General features: G+C 28.4%; 16 protein-coding genes. All 16 read right to left on the bottom strand.

The features are described 5' to 3' along the window. Positions 1–2: 2 nt before the first annotated feature. Positions 3–968, bottom strand: a complete 966-nt coding sequence (gene cas7d, locus N4A48_RS14295) for a type I-D CRISPR-associated protein Cas7/Csc2 (protein WP_293667057.1) — start codon at positions 966–968, stop codon at positions 3–5. 2 nt (positions 969–970) lie between these two features. Continuing rightward, complete coding sequence (gene cas10d / locus N4A48_RS14290) at positions 971–3,874, bottom strand: type I-D CRISPR-associated protein Cas10d/Csc3 (protein ID WP_293667055.1); 2,904 nt, start codon at positions 3,872–3,874, stop codon at positions 971–973. A gap of 118 nt (positions 3,875–3,992) precedes the next feature. Beyond that, entirely contained in the window at positions 3,993–4,964 is a 972-nt protein-coding gene (locus tag N4A48_RS14285) for a helix-turn-helix transcriptional regulator (RefSeq protein WP_293667053.1), read from the bottom strand. A gap of 363 nt (positions 4,965–5,327) precedes the next feature. Beyond that, positions 5,328–6,413 carry a Fic family protein gene (locus N4A48_RS14280; protein ID WP_293667051.1) on the bottom strand — a complete coding sequence of 362 codons (1,086 nt, stop codon included), beginning with the start codon at positions 6,411–6,413 and terminating at the stop codon, positions 5,328–5,330. A gap of 328 nt (positions 6,414–6,741) precedes the next feature. After that, positions 6,742–7,356: an SMI1/KNR4 family protein gene (locus N4A48_RS14275; RefSeq protein WP_293667049.1), complete on the bottom strand. Its 615-nt coding sequence runs from the start codon at positions 7,354–7,356 to the stop codon at positions 6,742–6,744. 3 nt (positions 7,357–7,359) lie between these two features. Further along, on the bottom strand, positions 7,360–7,641 hold the full coding sequence (locus tag N4A48_RS14270) for a hypothetical protein (RefSeq protein ID WP_293667048.1): 282 nt from the start codon (positions 7,639–7,641) through the stop codon (positions 7,360–7,362). A 139-nt stretch (positions 7,642–7,780) separates the two neighbouring features. Beyond that, positions 7,781–8,320: a SecY-interacting protein Syd gene (locus N4A48_RS14265; RefSeq protein WP_293667046.1), complete on the bottom strand. Its 540-nt coding sequence runs from the start codon at positions 8,318–8,320 to the stop codon at positions 7,781–7,783. A 268-nt stretch (positions 8,321–8,588) separates the two neighbouring features. After that, the gene (aspS, locus tag N4A48_RS14260; protein ID WP_293667044.1) at positions 8,589–10,370 is read right to left on the bottom strand and encodes an aspartate--tRNA ligase; all 1,782 of its coding nucleotides are present in this window, start codon (positions 10,368–10,370) and stop codon (positions 8,589–8,591) included. Positions 10,371–10,384: 14 nt separating this feature from the next. Further along, positions 10,385–11,644: a histidine--tRNA ligase gene (gene hisS / locus N4A48_RS14255; protein WP_293667042.1), complete on the bottom strand. Its 1,260-nt coding sequence runs from the start codon at positions 11,642–11,644 to the stop codon at positions 10,385–10,387. Further along, positions 11,634–13,115: a coproporphyrinogen dehydrogenase HemZ gene (gene hemZ / locus N4A48_RS14250; RefSeq protein WP_293667040.1), complete on the bottom strand. Its 1,482-nt coding sequence runs from the start codon at positions 13,113–13,115 to the stop codon at positions 11,634–11,636. Before hemZ ends, hisS begins: the two co-directional genes overlap by 11 nt. A gap of 24 nt (positions 13,116–13,139) precedes the next feature. Continuing rightward, positions 13,140–13,757 carry an MBL fold metallo-hydrolase gene (locus N4A48_RS14245; protein WP_293667038.1) on the bottom strand — a complete coding sequence of 206 codons (618 nt, stop codon included), beginning with the start codon at positions 13,755–13,757 and terminating at the stop codon, positions 13,140–13,142. A 12-nt stretch (positions 13,758–13,769) separates the two neighbouring features. Further along, the gene (gene dtd, locus N4A48_RS14240) at positions 13,770–14,219 is read right to left on the bottom strand and encodes a D-aminoacyl-tRNA deacylase (protein WP_293667036.1); all 450 of its coding nucleotides are present in this window, start codon (positions 14,217–14,219) and stop codon (positions 13,770–13,772) included. A 14-nt stretch (positions 14,220–14,233) separates the two neighbouring features. Then, on the bottom strand, positions 14,234–16,411 hold the full coding sequence (locus N4A48_RS14235) for a RelA/SpoT family protein (protein ID WP_293667034.1): 2,178 nt from the start codon (positions 16,409–16,411) through the stop codon (positions 14,234–14,236). 83 nt (positions 16,412–16,494) lie between these two features. Then, positions 16,495–17,007, bottom strand: a complete 513-nt coding sequence (locus tag N4A48_RS14230; protein WP_293667032.1) for an adenine phosphoribosyltransferase — start codon at positions 17,005–17,007, stop codon at positions 16,495–16,497. Positions 17,008–17,231: 224 nt separating this feature from the next. After that, positions 17,232–18,896: an ABC1 kinase family protein gene (locus tag N4A48_RS14225; RefSeq protein ID WP_293667030.1), complete on the bottom strand. Its 1,665-nt coding sequence runs from the start codon at positions 18,894–18,896 to the stop codon at positions 17,232–17,234. Positions 18,897–19,271: 375 nt separating this feature from the next. After that, entirely contained in the window at positions 19,272–20,132 is an 861-nt protein-coding gene (gene secF / locus N4A48_RS14220) for a protein translocase subunit SecF (RefSeq protein ID WP_293667028.1), read from the bottom strand. Between the last annotated feature and the right edge of the window lie 10 nt (positions 20,133–20,142).

The raw sequence follows: 20,142 nt of genomic DNA, 5'->3' as shown, positions 1-20,142 counted from the left end.
AATTATTCTCCATATTGTGTAGACTGTTCTTTAAATAATTCACTTGCTTTATCTTCCATAAAAATATTTTTAATATATTGTAATAGACCTTTTAACTCATCTGATGTTACTTCTGCAACATCCCCATATACTTCTTTTTTTAAATTTTCAAAAGCTAATTTAGCGCTATCTACTACATTATCTATATCTAGAGGAAACTCTATATTTTCTTCTGACTGTAATTTATCATAAATACTTTGAGTCAATTCTAAATTAGAGAATAGTTCACAATCTGAAAAACATACAGTTAAAATAGTATTTTTTATTTTTCCTATTCTACTACTTATAGCTCCATATCTTTTACTTCTTAATATATTCGATAATCCATATACAAATTCTGTAAAGGTAACATCCTTAAAAGTAACCATATCAACAAATACCGTACCTGGCTTAACATACTCATCTTCTCCAAGTGATGAAGATGGTTTTCCATTTTCATCTCTCATAGTTCCATTATCATACAATGCATTAAAGGTTTTTCTTCCTGTTACTATATTAAATGGTAATATTGAATAAGCATTATCATAAACTATTCTTGATCTTTGTGCTCCTCCTTCCCCTACTGCATATCCATTTACCATACAGTCTAAGCATTTTCCACAAGGTGTGTTTTTATTTAATGCACATATTTCGCTTTTACTTGTTTCAAATAATAAGTTTTTAGACCTTAAATATTCTCTTCCTGTTCTTCTTTCTACAGCTGTTTGTTTTCTTTTGCTTATAGTAGCTCTAAACTCCTTGTTTTTATTTTCAATTCCTAAATTTACTCTTTCTTTATTTAATCCTTCTCCTGACCCCTCTGTTCTAAAAATACATTCAGATTCTGCTTGTCTTAAAATTGCTACTGTTATATATTTCCCTTTTGGAAAATGCGTGTACTTTTCCATAAATTTGTCTTTATATTCTTTTAATATCGCTTCTCTTTTCATAATTATTTTTCACTCCCCTTGTTATTTTCTTTATTTATTTCTGCTCTGAAATAGTAGCTGTATGTTGATAATAAATTCTTTTTTTCATTTTCTAAATTGTAAATATCTTCTTTTAAAATGTTCTTGAAGATATTCTCCATGAACATATCTACGTATTTGTCTATAGCATCTATTCTCTTTTTTCCAAAATATTCATCAGTTCTTTCAAAATATTTTTCCACTTCTCTTTTGCATAACTCTATAATATCCTCTTTACAATATATAGATTTATCCCATCTGCATAATATATCAGCAATTATATTAAGTGGTTTATTTATAGCATTATCCTTTAAGAATCCAGATGTCGAGCCACCTTTTATATAATTTTCATTTGCAAAAACTGCTAACTCTTTAATATACGACATTTCATCCTTCCCTTCTGTAATATAAGATAAAATTTCCTCTGTAAATTGTGAAGAACTTCTTATTCTTAAATTTACCTTCTTATCTTCAACTTTTAACTTTTTATATAATGCATAAATAAAATTCATTTTTCCTCTAGCCAATCCTTTTAATAATTCATAAACAATATCACTTTTTTCACCTAATGCTCTTGCTAAAGAAAATAAGTTTATAAAAAGCTTTATTGTATTCTCACATTGTTCTTGATTCCATTCCTTATCAAAAAGACTTTTATACACTATTGGCATTTCTTCTATATAAATCTCTTTAATTTCATCGCCATTTAATATAGGAATAGGAAATTGGCTTATAACTACTTTAGAGTCAAAATATCTGTTAAATACCAATGCATACAATAATGAAGAAACCCAATTTTCTATATCATTATTATCTCTATGTAAATGAATTGGTAATATAAAATAGTTAGTTAAGCTCTCTGCATATTTAGGAACTGCCATACCATTTACTTTTACACTCTTAAATAAAGGTTCAATGGAATTTATATTTTCTGTACTAGCATCTGCAAACGTTTCGTACTCATTAAAATATAATGCAGTTATATCTTTATGACTAAATTCTTGGAACTTTTCTCTAAATGTTTTTATATAAGCTCTTGTGTTAAAACCCCTTGGAAGTAAACTTAAATATTTCCTACTAACCTCTACACTTGAAGTATAATTAATCTTATGTAATAAATATTCTATATTACAAATAGAGCATATATTTCTCTTCGGTTCTCTAATTCCTGCATTTATTTTATTCGAAAAATTCTGAACCTTTAACTTATAAGGCACATCAACAGCCATCCAACTATTTGCTTCATATCCACTACTACATAAGCAACACTGATTTCCTCTTTTTTGAGCATATATTTTCAATAAGTCTTTATTTGTTCTTTCTATAAACTTATTATTCGATAAAATTATATTTTTCTTTAAATAATCTTTTAAGTCTAACCACATTTTATCTTCTTTATTAACTTTATCACCGATATTTTCTTCTAAATATTCTATAATATCTTCTATAAGTTCTTCTTCACTATCTTTATATTTATCATATATCATTTGTCCAAATACAAAAGGTCTTATATATAATCCTCCAAAAATATTTAGATACAATCTTAAATCTTCATCTATAGCGAAAAAATCATAAACTGCTTCCCAAGCTTTAGCTGGATTATTGATTATATGCACTTTAATAAAATTATAAATAGATCTTATAAATTCTGAAAATCTTAAAATATCTTCATTATGTTTTACATAATAGTTATTTTCATTTTCTATTATAAATTTAGTTACAATGTTATCTTTAAGTTCCTCTTCTTTTTCCTTCAAGGATTTTTTAAGAACTCTTGTTAACTTCTTATCGTTTGTTTCTTCCATATTCTTTTTTATTTCTTTTATTTCTAATTTTAATCTTTCAGTAACTTGTTTATCAAAACTTTTCCTAGATTCTTCAATATGATTTTCTATTTTTAAATTAATTTTCTCTGCATCTACTAACTTCCCTTTATCACTTCTAATTTTAAGTTCATATACTATTTTATGAATTGTTGTTATTTCTAAACACTTTGAATCTACAACAATTCCAGATTGAACTCTTTTTATATACTTTTTAAAGTCATTATATATCATACCTTTTACAGACTCCGCACATTTATTGATTAACTCACCCATTTGTTCCTCTGAAAAAGCTTTACAGTGTTCTTCTACTAAATACATTGTACCTTCTTTATAATAAACAATTGGAATATATTTAAGTTCTTTTAAATACTGAACAACTGCATTATGACAAATATTTGTAAGTACGCCTCTGTCCTCATTAATATTATGAGTTACTATTTTATATTGCTTTCCTTTCCTACTTGTAGCAGAATTTATGTATCCTAAAAACTGTCTCTTCTTTTCTTTTTCATCAATACTTTTTGATAAATCTATTATGTCTAAAGCACGTATAATTTCTACTAAAAGTTCAATTCTATCTTCTTCTAGATTATAATCCTTGCAGAATAATCCTTCTGACGAGGAACACAGATGAGCTGAATGTCGATTAATAATCTGTCTAATATCTTCTATATATTCTTTGTAATCTTTAAAAAATTCTTTTACACTTAATTTTTTACATTCATTTAATAGATTTACATACTCCCCTCTTTTGTTTTTTTGTGAGGTTATACTTAAATATGACTTGTCCTTGTATTCTGGTAGTTTATTAATGTCATGTATTGTTACAGCAACCATTAGTGTTTTTAATTCATTTTCATTTAAATCTAAAATATCTTTTACTGCATCTAAAACACCTATCATATTAATAACATGACTATATAATGTCTGCCCTTCTTTCATACCATACTGAACTATATTTTTGTAATGCTGTAACTTATCTTTAGCTATTTTTTCATAGTATTCATTTGTAATACTGGTTTCTTTTAATGTTTCTAATTTTAATCGCAGAAAATTTTTCACACTAATAATACCACCTACTTTCTAACTTCTTATTGTGATTCAATTATATCTATAAATTTTTTACAATTCAACAATAAATTGTCATATACGCAAAAAACGACACATATAGTGTCGTTTTCTATTCATATAAACCATATTGTTCTATTGCTTTTGTATGCTCTTTTATTATTTTTTCCTTTAAGCAGTGCGGTTCTATAACTTTTGCATTTCCTCCATAACTTAATATCCATTTAATAAGTTCTATTTCCGAGGTAGTGCTTCCACTAAATATTATCGTATTCTGATTTGTATAGAGTACTTCTTGATTTTCGCACCATTTTCTTTCCCTAACACTTTTGATAGCGTCTTTAGAAAACTCTATTTTAAAACTATATAATTCTTTTGAATTTTCTACTTCCCAAGTATTTTTATAATATCCTTTTAAATTATATTTTTCCGGAATAATATATGTTTCACTTTCTAAAGAACACCCTAATATTCTATCCAACCTAAACTGACGTATATCTTTACTTTTATGACAGTATCCATTTATATAGTAAGCTTCCTTAGCTAAACAAAAACCGTACACATCTATAGTTCTATATTCACTTATAAACTTAATAGTAACTCTTCTTTTTTTGCATAGTGCTTGTACTAGCAAAATAAAAATTTCATATGGTGCTGAAATATCTTCGCTTATAATTTCATATCTTTTTTTTATAATCATATTTTGTTTTAAGCATTCTAACATTTCTTTATCATATGGAGATACCAATTCTTCTATTTGATTTATTAACTCGTTTATTATTTCTTTGTTTTTTCCAAAGTTATTAAAAGATATAAGCGATATATAAAGCATATTTATTTTATCTCTTGTAAAATATATTGGTAAATATCCATCATCTGTATTTAGATAGTATTTTTTCTTTTTCTTTAGTATCGGTAAATCACTCTCTTTTAAATCTTTAATTAATCTTTGAGCTGTTCTTACAGTTCTTTCTGTCATTTCAGCAATTTCTTTTGTCGTTAATTTTCTTCCTTTTAAAAGTTCATATATAACATATATGTATGCATTCTTATAGTCTCTAAGTATTTTTTCCTTCTTATTCATTTTACTTATCTCATCCCTATTAATTATATTTAATTTTTATTTCTTTCTATGGCAAATCATTGGATAAGTACAGCTAAAAATGATGCTCATTTAAATGTTAGCTGATTTTACTTAAGCTTTTCCTATAAAACTTAGATTGTATCGTTTAAATATCCGTTAAGAAAGTTCGTTGTCTGACCGTAGGGAGTTTAGAACTTTTAGGATATTTAATAAGATGCAATCTTTAGTTTTATAAAAAGCTTGAGTAATCAGCGTTATTTTAATGAGTGTCATTTTTGATTCATTACCATATATATTTCCAACTCATTCCCTAAGAATATAATTCTCCATAGAATAAAAACAGATGCTTGTAACACCTGTTTTTTAACGTAATAAATCTAATAAATTATAATAATAATATTTTTTGTCTCTCTTTTTATCATCAGAATAAATCATATTATTTTCTTCTAATATAGAAAGATATCTTCTACATGTAACATCTGGAATTCCTGTAAGCGAACTTATTAATTTCACATTAAAAATCGGATGCTTATACATAACATTTATAAGCTTGACAATATTGTTACTAGATACTAATTCTATAACCGTTTCAAGATCTGTTTCATATAAATCATTTATATCTTGTATTAATTTCAAATTTTTCTTTGCCTGGTTGTTAACACTCTCTAAGAAAAACTTAATCCATTCATTCCAATTACTCTTAAGTCTAGTATCATTCAACAATCTATAATATTTATGTTTATCCTTCTCTAAAGCTTCACTTATAAAGAAGTTCGGTGCATCAATTATATTTTGTTCATACAAATATAAAGGAATTAATATACGACCTATTCTTCCGTTACCATCTAAAAAAGGATGTATCGTTTCAAATTGAGCATGAATAATAGCTATCCTAATCAAAGGATGTAAATCATCTGTGGGTTCATTTATATATTTTTCTAGATTAGACATGTATTTATCAACCAAGTGAGGTTCTGGAGGTACAAATGATGCAGTTTGCATAGTACAACCTTTTGGACCTATAAAGTTTTGAATACTTCTATATTCTCCCGGTGATCTATTCTCTCCTCTTACTCCTTTACTTAATAAAATAGTATGCATTTCTTTAAAAAATCTAGTTGATATAGGAATTCTATTCAAAGCATTTTCTCCATATTTTAGTGCATCATAGTAATTTAAAACTTCCTGGATATCATCATTTGGCTTTTTATCCTCCATTTCTGATTCCAAAACTTGATCAAGTGTTGCTTGTGTTCCTTCAATTTTTGTAGACTGTACTGCTTCTTGAAGTAGTAATGGATTAATTAAAAAATCAGAGTTTATTTTAGAATTTTTAATTAATATTTGATATTTGCCTACATTAGTATTTGCATCTACTAATTCATTTATAAAAAGTAATGGATTAATTTCTTCTTTAAAAGGTAATTCTAAAGGTATGAACGGTTTCATATTTTATCATCTCCTAACATTCCAGATTATTTTTATTATTTCTTAAAATTATAATATATATAAGTTTATAAAGCAATTATTTTCATAATATTTGTTTTTGAAAATACCAAAAGCCTTCTAACGATTTTTTTGATAGATTTTTTAAAAAATCCAAAAGAATTTTTCTGTTATCTTTTTGCATAAAACTGTGCTTAATCCAAAATTAAGGGTATTAAAATACCACTTATTCATTAAATATTTTTAATAAAACTAAGTATTGCATCTTATTCAATATACTAAAAGTTCTAAACTCCCTACCGGTCAAACAACGAACTTTCTTAACTATAATTTAGTCATTTAGCAAATCATCATCTAACCACATTTCTATATCATCAACACTTACTCTCTCATTACCTTCAAAAACTTGTAAACTATTAATAAAATCTAATAATGTTTCAGCTACAAGATATAAATTGTCCCAGTAACTATCTATTTCATTTTTGCAGGTAACATAACCAGCCATTATTTTAGCTTCTAATTCATTTTCATGATTCCAAAAATATATTTTATCTAAATGACCTCTATCAATTCCTATGCATATTAGATTTCCACCAGGGCATTCACCTATAGGCACTAAACTTTTTGGCATACGCTCCCAATAACATTTTATTTGTTCATCTAAATTTTCCTTACCGTTCAACCCAAAGAATCCATCAAATGATTGTGTTCCATCTTCAAATGTACAAGGTGAATTTTCTATCGGAGTATATCTAACTTCATTGTCAAAAAATAATTCCTCATAATTTAAAAGAATTTCTTTATATTCATCATGGATATAAACATTATATTTACTCTCAATATTATTAATTTCTACTCTACGTTTTTCACTTAATGATTCTTTAGTTTTTTTCACATTAAGATTATCTAAGGCCTTATGAATTTGATTAATTTTATTATTTTTCATATATTAAAAACCTCCTCTTAAATCTGATGCTGAACCAATATGTGGAACACTCTTATGCAACTTTGTCGGTATTAACTGTATAATTGTATTATCAATTTTATCAAATTGCTCTCCTCTGTACATGAATCTATTATTTATAGTTTCTTCACTGATATTAGCATTACCAAATACATCATATTGGTAAGTATTTAGTACTGTGTTGTTTGAGTCTACTAGATTAATAAAAGTAGAGTGAGCTGCAAGTAATTCATGGTTAATTTTACATATAAATAAAAAAGCTACCAATGAGTATTTTGGATATCTTTGGTAGTGAAATATAGATTATTCGAGTATTTTATGCAATATTTATTTTTCTATCCTGAAACAACGAATAACTATCGCTGTAATTGTATAAATGTCTCCTATAGCGTTCATCTTGCCCTTCTCATTTTATCAATCTTAGCCCCTCAATTAATTCTTCTAATGACTCTGCCATTACTTCAACATTCCCTGTTTCATAATCCTGTATAACTATTTTTCCAGTTTCATTATCAACAGCAATACTCATATCTTCTGGAGATATAACACCAATTTGAATATATCTAAACAAATTGCCTATATTTTCTTCATATTGTTTCATACTCTGAAAATATCTCACAATATCCTTATCTGGTTCATTTGGTTCTAAATTAATTCGTTTTGAATTATAAAAACCTTCAATTTCTAAAAACCAATATAAGTCAAAATATTCTTTAACTGTACTGTTGATTGTTATCCCTATCATTTTTTCAATTTTATCAAAATCTTCATGTCTATCCTTTAGTTTAGGTTTCCAATAAATATACTCTTCTTCGTCTGGTTCAGCTTGAAATAACAACGGATTAACATCTTCATCCCAGGATGTTTTAGGTAAAGTTCCATATTTTCTATTCCAATAATCCAATAATTCTTTAAAATACTTATTTAATGCTTTTTTTACACTCATACAAATCTGCCTCCATTAATCTATGAATACCCATACCTAAAAATGATGCTCATTTAAATGTTAGCTGATTTTGCTTAAGCTTTTCCTATAAAACTTAGATTGTATCGTTTAAATATCCGTTAAGAAAGTTCGTTGTCTGACCGTAGGGAGTTTAGAACTTTTAGGATATTTAATAAGATGCAATCTTTAGTTTTATGAAAAGCTTGAGTAATCAGCGTTATTTTAATGAGCATCATTTTTGATTTATTGACATACTTTTTTATTTAATCTATTTTTCTTCTAACTCAACTTTTATATTAAGCTCTTCTAATTGCTTATCCTCTGCAACAGCTGGTGCATTAGTCATAGGACAAGATGCATTCTGAGTTTTAGGGAATGCTATAACCTGTCTTATATTATCTTCTCCAGCAAGTAGCATTACAAGTCTATCAAGACCAAATGCTATTCCTCCATGTGGTGGCGTTCCATATTTGAATGCATCAAGTAAGAATCCAAACTTATCATAAGCTTCTTCATCACTAAATCCTAATGCTCCAAACATCTTCTTCTGTATATCTTCATTAGATATTCTTATACTTCCTCCACCTATTTCAAATCCATTTAATACTATATCATAAGCCTTAGCTCTTACATTTAACTTATCATTATCTAAATTAGCTAAATCTTCATCCATTGGAGATGTAAATGGATGGTGCATAGCAACATATCTATCTTCTTCTTCATCATGCTCAAATAATGGGAATTCAGTTACCCATAAAAGCTTAAATTCATTCTTATCAAGTATTTCAAGTCTCTTAGCTACTTCATTTCTTAAGTTTCCAAGAGAATCAAATACAACCTTATCCTTATCTGCTACGAATAATAGTAAGTCTCCTTCAGAAGCTTCCATAGTTTCTAATATAGAGTTCATTTTTTCCTCGTCAAAGAACTTAGCTATTGGAGATGTAACTCCTTCATTTGTCACCTTCATCCAAGCAAGTCCCTTAGCTCCATAGTTCTTAACATAATCTTCAAGAGAAGTTATATTCTTTCTAGTGAACTTATCAGCAGACCCCTTAACATTTATACCTCTAACACTTCCACCATTTTCTACAGTAGAACTAAATACTTTAAATCCGCTATCCTTAACTATATCAGATATATTTTTAAGCTCAAATCCAAATCTTACATCTGGCTTATCACATCCGTATCTTTCCATAGCTTCCTTATAAGACATTCTAGGGAATGGAAGAGTAATATCAACATTTGATATTTCCTTGAATATTTTTTGAAGCATTTTTTCCATTATATCTATTACATCATCTATCTCAACGAATGACATTTCACAGTCTATTTGAGTAAATTCTGGCTGTCTATCAGCTCTTAAATCTTCATCTCTAAAGCACTTTACTATTTGGAAGTATCTGTCCATACCAGATACCATTAAAAGCTGCTTAAATAATTGAGGAGATTGAGGTAATGCGTAAAACTTTCCTTCATTTACTCTACTTGGAACTAAATAATCCCTTGCTCCTTCTGGTGTTGGTTTGTTTAAAAATGGTGTCTCTATTTCTAAGAAGTTATTATCAGATAAATAATTTCTAACTATGTTAGCCACCTTATGTCTTAAAATTAAGTTCTTTTGCATAGATGATTTTCTTAAATCTAAGTATCTATACTTAAGTCTTAAGTTTTCAGAAACCTCATCATCATCCTTTATATAAATAGGAGGAGTTTCTGATTTATTTAAAATCTTTATTTGATCTGCAAATATTTCTATATCTCCTGTTGGCATATTAGGATTCTTAGATTGTCTCTCAAGAACCTTTCCCTTTATAGCTATAACGTATTCAGATCCTAATTTTTCAGCTTTTTCAAAAGCTTCTTTAGATACATCAGTATCAAATACTATCTGACATATACCTCTTATATCTCTTAAGTCTACAAATACTAATCCACCTAGATTTCTTTTCTTTTGTACCCATCCCATTAATACTACTTCTTCATCTATGTTAGACTCTCTTAAGTCTCCACAATAGTGTGTTCTTTTTAATCCAGCTAAGCTTTCCATATGTAAGTCCTCCCTTAAATCATGTTTTTTAGTACATCTGCTATTTCGCTTAATTTTATCTCTGTTTGTTCTGATGTTTTCATATTTTTAAGTGTTGCTAAATCTTTTTCTATTTCATCATCACCAAGTACTATAGTATACTTAGCATTGATTTTATCAGAATATTTAAATTGTGCCTTTACACTCTTACCTACATGGTCTTTATCGCAAGATATGTTATTTTCTCTTAAAGACTTTATAATTTTAAAGCTCTCTACCTCGGCTTTTTCTCCAATTGTAACTACGAATATATCTATTCCATCTTCTTTAGGTATTTCTATATTATTGTTTTCAAGAGTTAATAAAAGTCTCTCTATACCCATACCAAATCCTATACCTGGAGTTTTTGGACCCTCTAATTGCTCTACAAGTCCATCATATCTTCCTCCACCACATACAGTACTTTGAGCTCCTATATCTTGTGATATTATTTCAAAAGCAGTCTTAGTATAATAGTCAAGCCCTCTAACTATCTTAGGATCTACAACATAGTTTATACCCATACTTTCTAAGTACACCTTTACTTTTTCAAAGTGATCTTTACAGTCCCCACATATATTATCTATCATTAAAGGAGCATCCTTTATTTGACTTTGACAATCTTCATTCTTGCAATCAAGTATTCTAAGAGGGTTTTTTTCGTATCTAGTTTGACAAGTATTACATAATGTGTCTAGCTTTTCTTTTAAATATCCTCTTAATTTTGTATTATATTCATTTCTACATTTAGGACAACCTACAGAGTTTATTCTAAGTTCTAATTTTTCAAGTCCTACTCTTTTGAAAAACTCCATAGCAAGTGCCATAACCTCAGCATCTATAGAAGCTGATTCACTCCCAAATGCTTCAATTCCAAACTGATGGAACTGTCTCATTCTTCCAGCTTGTGGTCTTTCATATCTAAAGCATGGAGTTATATAAAATAACTTTGAAGGTTGAGCATCTGCATAAAGCTTATTTTCAATAAAAGCTCTAACAGCACCAGCTGTTCCTTCTGGTTTTAAAGTTATATCTCTTCCTCCATTATCCTTAAATGAATACATTTCCTTTTGAACTATATCAGTAGTCTCTCCAACTCCTCTTTTGAAAAGATCTGTACTTTCAAATACAGGAGTTCTTATTTCATTATATCCAAATAAAGAGCATACCTCTCTAAATAGATTTTCTACATAAGTCCATTTATAAGAGTCTTTAGGTAATACATCCTTAGTTCCTCTTGGCGCTTTAATCGGCATCTTTTAAAACCTCCTCTTCTTTTCTCTTAATCATTTCATCAACTCTATTTATATAATGTTCTATGTTTTTGACATTAGCAACTCGCTCAATTCTATTTTCATCTATATATACTACTTTCGAATTAGCTCCTGCTCCCAAAGCATATATAGTCTGCTTTTCTTCCATTATTTGGATATTATATATACATTCAAACCCCTTCTTAGCATATCCTATATTCTCAAGATTTCCAAGCATATGCTTTTGTCTATACATATAATACGGTATTAGATTCATTTTATAAGCATATTCCATAGAGATATCTATCATCTTAACCATGTCCATATAATGACTAAATTCATAATCTTCTATGTTTTCATTAAGAGTTGATGCTCTTTTTATTGCCATAGTATGAACAGTCAAGCTTTCAGGGTCTAGCTTTAAGATTTCCTTTAAAGTATTTTCAACCATTTCAGGAGTTTCTTTTGGAAGTCCCAAAATAATATCCATATTTATATTGTCAAATCCAATTTCTCTAGCCATATAAAAACAATTTTTTATATCTTCTACACTATGAGTTCTTCCTATTTCTTTTAAAGTGTTCTCATTCATAGTTTGAGGATTAATGCTTATTCTTGAAACCGACTTTTCTTTAAGAACTTCTAATTTTTCTTTTGTTATAGTATCTACTCTTCCAGCTTCAACTGTGAATTCCTTCATTTTGCTTAAATCAAAATTTTCATATAAGCTATCTATAAGTAAAGAAAGTTCCTTTGCGTCAAGAGTAGTTGGAGTTCCTCCTCCTATATATACAGTTTCAATTTCTTTATTAGTCTTTTTAACTAACTCAGATACTCCTTGTATCTCTTTTATAAGACACTTTAAATATTCTTTCTTAAGATGTCCCCATTGTTTTAGTGTATTTGAAGGAAAAGAGCAGTATACACATCTTGTTGGGCAAAATGGTATACTTATATACAAAGCTATTTTATTTTCATCTATAGGATATACAAATTTTCTTTCAACACATGCTATATTGTATGCAAGATTTATTTTGCTATAATCCATCTGATATTTATTCTTCAATATATCCTCTATATCCTTTTTAGATTTTTCCTCATCCATAAGTTCATGTACTATTTTTGTAGGTCTAATTCCTGTTAAAATTCCCCACGGAACGAATGACTTATATACCTTACTTAAAACCTTAAATATACTTCTTTTTATTACAATTTTACTTTCTTTTCTTATTGTTTTATCATCATAGTCTGATTTATCTATCAAGCCTTCTTCTTCATAATGTAGGGCAAGCTTATTGTTTTGATAAAAATAAGTTTTAGATATTATTAAATTGTCTTTTACATCTACCTCATTAATTAATATATTGTCTTTTAAATCATCATTTTCTACAAATTTAAATTGAGATGTAAATAGTTTTAATAATTCGCTAACTTCATACTTATAGTCGTGATTCTTTAAAAATACACTAAGCATTAAATTCTCGCCTTAACCTTTCTCTTATCTCTTAATATATGGATTTTTTGCTTTTTCTGTCTCTACAGTACTTGCAGGTCCATGACCTGGAAATACTTTTAATTTATCATCTAACTTAGATAATCTATTTACAGACTCTATTATTTTGTCATAATCTCCACCAAATAAATCTGTTCTTCCTATAGATGATCTAAATAATGTATCTCCTGTAAATAAGCAGTCTTCTACTTTTATACACATGCCTCCTAGAGTGTGTCCTGGAGTATGAATTGTTTGAAGGTTAAGATTGCCAAGTTCTATACTTTGTTCATCATTTAAATATCTATCAGCTTCAATTTCTATACTTCCACCCATCATATAAGTTAAATTATTTTGACTATTAGTTAATACTATTTCTTCTTCTTTATGTGCTAATACAGTAGAATTAGTTTTTTCTTTTAATTCTTTAACTGCACCTATATGATCTGCATGACCATGCGTAAGTATTATATATTCTAAGTTTAATTCGTTCTTTTTTATAATATTTAATATTCCATCACAATCTCCACCTGGATCTATTACTGCACACTTTTTAGTTTCATCATCTCCTAATATATAACAATTCACACCATATACTCCAGCTACTATCTTTTCTAAAAACACAAAAATTCCCCCTTAGAAATTCTTCTTTGAATCTATTAAAAGAGTTACAGGACCATCATTCATAATATCAACGTTCATATGAGCCCCAAACTTACCTGTTTGAACTTTTAATTTATAATTTTTAGCCTTATCTATAAATTCTTCATACAAAGGTATAGCCTTATCAGGCTTTGCTGCATCTGTAAAATTAGGTCTTCTACCTTTTCTACAATCTCCATAAAGAGTAAACTGAGATACAACTAAAAGTTCACCTTTTATATCCAATAAAGATAAATTCATCTTTTCATTTTCATCTTCAAATATTCTAAGATTAACAATCTTATCAACCAAATAATCTATATCCTTTGAATTATCATCATCATTTATTCCTAATAAAACCATAATTCCTTTATCTATCTTTCCAATTACCTCTTTATCAACAGTTACACTCGAACTTGAAACTCTTTGAACAACAGCTCTCACTTTAAACATCCCCTTTAATTTATAACTCTATATACGTCTATAACACCTGGTATATTTTTAACTTTTTTCATTAAATTATTAAGTTCTTGTATACTATCAATTTCAAGCAACAAACTCATATTGACAAGTTTATCTTTATTGGTTCTAGCATTTATTCCATTTAAAGATATCTTGTCCACTGTAAACACATGAGTTATTTCACTAATAATTCCACTTCTATCATGTGATTTGACCTGTATTTCAGCTTCAAACCTTACTTTTTTATCTAAATCCCATTCAACTTCAATAGACCTATTAGCTTTATCAGTATCATTTATATCTATATTAGGACAATCCTTCCTATGAACAGAAACCCCTCTACCTTTAGTTATATAACCAATTATATCATCTCCTGGCAGTGGGTTACAGCACCTTGCTATTCTAACTAATATATTGTCAACATCTTTTACAACAACACCTTGGCTACTTGTTCTTCTTCTGCTTTTATATTCTTTTTCATTTATACTTTCTTCGATTTTAGTCTCTATAGTTTGTTTTTTATTATCTTTTTCATATAATTCTCTCAACTTTGACATAACTTGAGATACTATAAGACCTCCATATCCAATAGTTGCATATAAATCCTCATCAGTAGGTTGATTAAATTTTTTAGATATAGCATTTATGTTCTTATTTTTTAAGAATTCACTTAAAACGTATCCTTGTTTTTTAACTTCTTTTTCAAGTAAATCCCTTCCTCTTTGAATATTTTCTTCTCTTCTTTCTTTTTTGAACCACTGTCTTATCCTATTTTTAGCATGAGAAGTCTTAACTATATTAATCCAATCTCGGCTAGGGCCATTACTGTGACTTGATCTTATAATTTCTACTATATTTCCATTTTTAAGTTTATAATCAAGAGGAACTATCCTTCCATCTATCTTAGCTCCAATACACTTATTTCCAACGCCAGTATGAACTCTATATGCAAAGTCTATAGGAGTAGACCCTGCTGGAAGTTCTATAACATCTCCCCTTGGTGTAAATACGAATACCTGATTTGTAAATAAATCTATCTTAAGTGCTTCCATAAACTCTTTAGGATCATTTAGGTCTTTTTGCCATTCCATCATTTGTCTAAGCCATGAAAGCTTTATATCCATATCCTCTTCTTTGTTATCTGTATCTCCTTGCTTGTATTTCCAATGAGCTGCAATACCGTATTCTGCTATTTTATGCATTTCACGAGTTCTTATTTGGATTTCAAGAGGTTCTCCATCAGGACCTACAACAGTAGTATGAAGAGATTGATACATATTAGGTTTTGGCATAGCTATATAGTCTTTAAATCTACCAGGCATAGGTTTCCATATAGTATGAACTATACCAAGTACTGCATAGCAATCTTTTACATTTTCAACAAGTGCTCTTATAGCCATCAAATCATATATTTCTTCAAAGCTCTTGTTTTGATAGTGCATCTTTCTATATATACTATAAAAATGCTTTGGTCTTCCATATATATCACATTTAATATTTGATTTTTCGAATCTTTCTTGTAATATATCTATAACTTTAGTTATATAAGCTTCTCTTTCTTTTCTCTTTTTTGCAACCTTTTCAACAAGCTCATAATACCCAGGCATATCTAGATATCTAAGTCCTATATCTTCAAGTTCCCATTTTATTTTTGATATTCCTAATCTATGTGCAATAGGTGAGTATATTTCCATAGTTTCTTTTGCTTTTTCTTTTGCTTTTTCAGGAGTCATAAATTTAAGAGTTCTCATATTGTGTAGTCTATCAGCAAGCTTTATAAGTATAACTCTTATATCCTTTGCCATAGCCATGAACATTTTTCTAAGATTTTCGGCTTGAGTTTCTTCTTTTGATTTGTATTCTATTTGCCCAAGCTTAGTTACGCCCTCTACAAGATCAGCTATTTCTCTTCCAAATTTTTTTGCAATATCCTCATAAGTATAATGTGTATCTTCAACTACATCATGCATAAGACCTGCTGCTATTGTATATATATCCATTTCTAAATCAGCCAATATATAAGCAACTTCTACAGGATGTATAAAGTATTTTTCACCTGATTTTCTATATTGACCCTCATGAGCATTTTCTGCAAAATTATAAGCCTTTATTATTAAATCTAAATCGCTATTTGGGCTATACTGCTGTATTTTTAGTAATAAATTTTCTACCATAAAATCACCCTATTTTCACTTTATGTATTTAGTTTCACTCTATATATTAAAATAGTTGGTAGTACTACCAACTATTTGATTTATTAATATGTTATTAAAGAATTAATATTATACTTGTCTAATTTACTTCTTCCATTTAAAAACTCTAGTTCTATTAAGAATTCCATAGCAACTACTTCTCCGCCTAATTTTTCAATAAGCTTTGCAGCAGCTCCCATAGTTCCACCAGTTGCAAGAAGATCATCCACTATAGCCACCCTTTGTCCAGGCTTTATAGCATCTTTATGTATCTCAAGGACATCAGTTCCATACTCTAAATCATATTCAAACTGTTCAGTTTCTGATGGTAACTTCCCTGGTTTTCTAACTGGTACAAAACCTATACCCATTCCATAAGCAACAGGAGTTCCCATTAAAAATCCTCTAGCCTCAGGTCCTACTATTACATCTACTTTTTTATCCTTTAAATCCTCTATTATCTGATCTACAGCATATTTAAAAGCTTTTCCATCTTTTAATAATGTCGTTATGTCTTTGAAGTCTATTCCTTCTTTTGGAAAATCCTTTATATTTCTTATTGTTTCCTGCAAGTTCATTATTTATTCCTCCCTAAAACTATATCTTAATACTCAATTTAATGATATCTAATCTATAAGTAAACTATAATATTCCATACAATCGAGTTTGATTTTGCGACTTATATACGTATAATAATGAAATTTACTTCAAATCTTGATATAAAAAGTCACAAATAACAATTATATTATATATTGTAAAATAAAATTTATCAATATCCAATTACCTTCATACCACTGTATATCTATCGTTTACTTCTACCTGTCATTAATATTGATACTGTCAAGTACATGCCCATTATAGTTGCTATTAAAAAACCAACTATCCCTAAAATAGGATATCCCTTTATGCTTGGTCCTGTCTTTGTAGTTATAATCATAGATGATCCTACTATTGTAGACGATAATATAAGACTTACAGCTAATTTATTGGTCATATTATTTATTTCTTTTTCTAGATTCGTAAATTTAATTTCATCTATAGTAAATTTAACTTCATTCTTTTCTAAATGCCTTAAAAGAAGTTTTATCTGTCTTGGTATAACTTTAAAGTCAATAAGAGCTTGTTCTATATAAGATTTTGACTTCAATAAAACCTTGTCAGGCTTAAACTTATTTAAATAAAACTCTTTTATAAAGTTTTTTACTATTGTAGATAAAGCAAAATCAGGATTTAATTTTTTAGCTGTGCCTTCAAGAGTTACTATAGCTCTTGCTAAAAGCGAAAATTGAGAAGGTAGCTTTACTTTGTTCTTTCTGCTAAATCGCATAAACTCATTCAGTATTTCTGTTATATTTATCAATTTAATAGGCATATCGTAATAATAATGTATAAAAAAGCTTATTTCTTCTCTTAATTTTCGTACATTTGTATCCTCACTTATAGCATCAAGTTCTACTAAAGAATCTATTATTTTATCTATATCTTTATTTATACTTGCAAAGAATATATCTGTTATAAAATTCAATGTTATGTTATCTATTAATCCAACTATTCCAAAATCTATAAAAGCTATTTTCCCCTTACCTATTGCGAATATATTACCAGGATGAGGATCTGCATGAAAGAATCCATGAAAAAAAACCTGCTTCATAAATGACATAGCTCCTACATTAGCAATTTCTTTGGTATCCCATCCCATGCTTTTTATAGAATTCATATCACTTACACTTATTCCATTTATTTTTTCCATTACAAGAACTTTCTTAGATGACATATCCCAATATATTTTGGGAATATACACATGAGTGTCATTCTTAAATATTTCTCTAAATTTTTCACAGTTTCTAGATTCAAATGTATAGTCAAGCTCTCTCATTATAGTAATAGAAAATTCTTCTATAACCTCACTAAAATCAACTACTGTTTCCTTATAATATTCTTCTATTACTTTTCCAATAAGATGAAGCATCTCTAAATCAGATTTTATAATACTTTCTATATTAGGCCTTTGTATTTTAACTATTACATCTTTACCATTTTTTAGCTTGGCTACATATGCCTGCCCTATAGAAGCTGAACCTACAGGAATTTCATTAAAATCATCAAATGCTTCTTCAATTTCAACCCCAATCTCACTCACAAAAGTGTCTCTAGCTTCTTTTATATCAAAACTTTTAACATTATTTTGAAGTTTTGATAATTCTTCTATTATATCTGGGTCTAATAAGTCAGTTCTAGTACTCATTATTTGACCCAGTTTTACAAACGTTGGTCCAAGCTCCTCAATAGCTCTTCTTACTCTTTCTCCGGTACTCATATTCTGTATTTCTTTATTAGGTGTTAATGGCATTTTATAAGCTATTCCATCTATCTTCAATTTCTCCACAACAAAACTAAAACCATACTTTAATAATACTTGTACTATGCTTCTAGATCTTTTTAAATTTCTATAGCCTGTTTTTATCATAAGAACACCTCTCACCAAAATTCGTCTACTCGCTAACGCGGTGACTCATGTCGCCAACGATCCCTACGGGCTCCGTTGCTTAAAAATAGTCGAAAATATCCTACACTTAAAAATTATACCCATTTAAATGTTAGATACTTTTAGTTAATATTTTACTATACAACTTAGATTATGATGTTAAAATATCCGTTAAGAAAGTTCGTTGTCTGACCGTAGGGAGTTTAGAACTTTTAGGATGTTTTATAAATCAGAATCTGTAGTTGTATTAAAATATTAACTAAGTATCGGTATTTCAATGGGTATAATTTTGTACTTAGTAAAAAGCCCCATATTATGTTGAAATAATATGAGGCTTAAAATCAGTATCTTCTTATGCTAAAATTTAGTCTTTTCCTTAATCAAAACCCATGCTGGGCTGGCTATGAATATAGATGAATATGTTCCAGCTGCCATTCCAACTATTAAAGGAAGTGTAAAATCTTTAATGGATTCAACTCCTATTACATAAAGCGATATTATAGCTATTAATGTAGTAAGAGATGTATTAATAGATCTTGATATAGTTTGAGATATGCTTTGATTTGCAATATTTGCATACTCACCTTTCTTAGCAAGCTTCATATTTTCTCTTATTCTATCAAATACAACTATTGTATCATTTATAGAGTACCCAACAACAGTAAGAACTGCTGCAACAAATGGTCCATTAACAGGTACTCTAAATGCAGCATAAGCGCATATTAGTATAAGAACATCGTGTACAAGTGCTATTATAGACGCTATACCATATGAAAACTCAAATCTAACACTTACATATATAAGCATACCCACAGCAGCTATTAATGTTGATATGATAGCATTGTTTCTTATTTCATTACCAACTGTAGCTCCAAATTGTTCTGCCTTTTCAGGTTGAGTTTCCTCTAAATTGTATTTTTCTTTAAATTTATTAAATACTTCTTGTCTTTTCTTTGAATTGAAATCTTTCTTTGTCTTTATTTGAACAATCTCTTTCTTTTCTCCTATAAAGTTTATAGACATATCTTTATCGTATTCATTTGTTACAGTTCTTATATCTTCAGTTAAAACAGCTTTGTGAAGTTTTATTTCCATTAATGTTCCACCTGTAAAATCTATTCCAAAGTTAAGTCCAGTTGTAAGTATTATTACAAGTCCTATAGCCATAATAGCAAGGGATAATCCAAACCATAACTTCGTTTTTTCTATTATCTTCATATTATTCCCC

Source organism: Tepidibacter sp., from assembly GCF_025210165.1.
GTDB lineage: Bacteria > Bacillota > Clostridia > Peptostreptococcales > Peptostreptococcaceae > Tepidibacter_A.
The sequence above is the reverse complement of the archived record's forward strand: the minus strand, read 5'-3'. Positions and strand labels throughout refer to the sequence as shown.